This window comes from Pseudolactococcus yaeyamensis (assembly GCF_054658615.1).
The window spans coordinates 1-2,344 of the sequence record NZ_BAAGGP010000162.1; the positions used below are offsets into that span (position 1 = coordinate 1).

Annotated in this window: 3 protein-coding genes and 1 pseudogene; 2 read left to right on the forward strand and 2 right to left on the reverse strand. The window is 31.4% G+C overall.

Annotated features, from left to right (window positions below):
• Positions 1-25: 25 nt before the first annotated feature.
• Together ACYQ21_RS15315 and ACYQ21_RS15320 are read right to left on the reverse strand one after the other, a co-directional pair.
• A complete protein-coding gene (locus ACYQ21_RS15315) occupies positions 26-334 on the reverse strand; it encodes a TIGR04197 family type VII secretion effector (RefSeq protein ID WP_460059527.1) in 309 nt (102 codons plus the stop codon).
• A 590-nt stretch (positions 335-924) separates the two neighbouring features.
• Positions 925-1,242: pseudogene (locus ACYQ21_RS15320) on the reverse strand (helix-turn-helix domain-containing protein); the annotation flags it as partial.
• Positions 1,243-1,388: 146 nt separating this feature from the next.
• On the opposite strand from ACYQ21_RS15320, the gene ACYQ21_RS15325 reads away from it, so the two are divergent.
• Both ACYQ21_RS15325 and ACYQ21_RS15330 read left to right on the forward strand, forming a co-directional pair.
• The gene (locus ACYQ21_RS15325; protein WP_460059530.1) at positions 1,389-1,868 is read left to right on the forward strand and encodes a hypothetical protein; all 480 of its coding nucleotides are present in this window, start codon (positions 1,389-1,391) and stop codon (positions 1,866-1,868) included.
• Positions 1,858-2,286, forward strand: a complete 429-nt coding sequence (locus ACYQ21_RS15330) for a hypothetical protein (RefSeq protein WP_460059532.1) — start codon at positions 1,858-1,860, stop codon at positions 2,284-2,286. Before ACYQ21_RS15325 ends, ACYQ21_RS15330 begins: the two co-directional genes overlap by 11 nt.
• The last annotated feature ends 58 nt before the right edge of the window (positions 2,287-2,344 follow it).

The following is a 2,344-nucleotide window of genomic DNA, read 5'->3' on the forward strand; positions in this document are numbered from 1 at the left end:
AAGTTCAATTCTTCCCAAGTAGCCATTAGCGTAAGTCCCCCAATAAATCAAAGTTTGGTTTAAAAAGTGTTTGACCGAGTTTTTTATCCATTGCCTCAAATTCTACTGCGACAGACTGTAAATTTTTGGAGGCACTTTTGACAGCCAATGCAATTTCTTTACCTAGACTATCTTCTTTTTCAATGACTTTATGCGCTTTGACATTACCTTGAACAGTTGTTTGAGTGTCTTTCGTAACAGACTGAAATGCCAACACATCAGAAACAGCAGTTTGTAAAGCCGTAGCTTTGGCGTGAGCAAGATTGACATCATTTTTCAATACGTTATTCCCCATTATCTTCTCCTTGATATTTAATGATTTAATTATATCAAAATATTCTGTTTAATACCTTAAAGACATATAGTTTATTTATTATTACTTTTAATTTCTTTGATTGCACTATCTCGTAAGTATTGCAGATAATCATGACAATAGCGACTACATCTTCTTATTGCTAGATAGGAAACATAAAAACTGTATTGAACAATTTAAAATAAAATGATACTACTCTACTTGTATATAAAATAAAGAAACACCGAAATAGAAATTTATTTCGGTGTTTTATTATTCAATAATACTCTTTTAAATCAAAATATTTTATTCGAAAAATTCAAACGGTAAGTACCTTATTGATTATCTAGCTTTCCTGAGTTTTGGATTAAATCTAAAATTACATTAAATTTTTCATCATTCCCTTTATTCAATTTTTGGTAAAATTCCCTAATAATGACATCAGCTTTACTTGCATTATTAATAGTTCCCAGAATATAATCAAAATCTGGATTAACTTCATCAGAGACAACTTGATTATATAAATCATTGATTATTTTATTCGCACTCTCAGCCCTAGATAAACTTGCAAGGATGAAATTCATATCTGCATCATTTGATTGAACTAGATAATATAAATCATTGATTACTTTCCCAGCCTCTATAACTTCCCTAGCTTTTTGTTGATATTCATCTATATTTCCAGCACTTAATTCTAATTCCTGCTCTTGACTTGTCCCAAATAATTGTGTTGGTGTTGCATTAAAAAAGACTGCAATTTTTTCTAAATTTGCAAAAGTAGGGTAAGTTTTTTGTTTTTCATAATCAGAAATTGATTGTTTACCTATCTGTAATTCATTAGCTAAATCAACTTGACTTATTCCTCTTTTTTGTCGTAATTTTATTAAATTTTTTCCGAAGTTTTCTATCATTTGTTTACTCCTACATTCTATTTTAATATTATTTTACCACTTTAAAACTTATTTTCAAGTTTTATACTTGACAAATAAAACCAAACCAGTATAATTATATTTATAACTTATATAAAAGTTATAAATATTAAAAAGCGAGGTTTCAAATGAATTATCAAGATGTTGGAAAAGCAGTAAGCAGAAGTCCCACAACAATCAGAAAATGGTGTCCGAGGATAACTGACTTATCTGGGTATAAATTTACCTTTGAAGAAGTTTATCTCAGCCGAAGAAAACAACAGCTAATACCAAAGTTCACTAAACAAGACCTAAGCAAGTTCAAGCAGTTAGCCAAAATACTGGATAATACAAATAATCTTGAACAAGCGATATTTACAGTTTATGGCAACTCAAAAGCCAAGCGAGAACAAAGCTACAAAGAAGAAATAACAAAAGAGATTGAAAGCATTGACGACTGGTACTCAGAAGAAGTTGATAATCTCAAAGAGAAAATCAATAATCTTGTGAAAACAGTTAATTCTCAATCTAAAAGAATTTCTAAACTAGAAGAATTTAACAGTAAGCTCGAAAACATTGAAATCGGGCTGAGAAAAACCAAAATTGGAGAAATAATATATGGTAAATAACACTAAAAAACTTAACCTTACTGCAAAAATTGATGAAAAAACAGTCCCACTTGATACAAATGCCTTTGATGTTCCAAAAACAATCCGTGTAGATTTCTCTACTGCTAAAGTGACAAACCTCTACAAGGATAAAGAACGTACTGATGAAGTTGATAAATGTGTCTTACAAGGTGTTGATGACAAACGTGCAACTATTTTAGAACAAGCAGAACTTGACCCTTTTGAATCATGCTTTCAAATTGAACTGTCAGCATCATGTCAGAAAGAAGTACAAAAAGCTATTGATAGTGAACGTGTTGGAGTGATTGAACTAATTGACAGTGGTGTAAGACTGATGTGGTTTGACAGCAGCAACCAATTCCTTAGAGGTTACAAAGCCGTTAAACTGATTGCTAGTGGGTTTAAATTCGTCAAATAGTATCCCTGACAACTCTTTGAGGTGTGGCTCCCAACCCCACTTCTGCGTTCGCCGTGCG

Excerpts from the sequence above, each read along its gene's own strand:
- ACYQ21_RS15315 (WP_460059527.1), bottom strand. The coding sequence starts at position 334 with ATGGGGAATAACGTATTGAAAAATGATGTCAATCTTGCTCACGCCAAA.
- ACYQ21_RS15325 (WP_460059530.1), top strand. The coding sequence starts at position 1,389 with ATGAATTATCAAGATGTTGGAAAAGCAGTAAGCAGAAGTCCCACAACA.
- ACYQ21_RS15330 (WP_460059532.1), top strand. The coding sequence starts at position 1,858 with ATGGTAAATAACACTAAAAAACTTAACCTTACTGCAAAAATTGATGAA.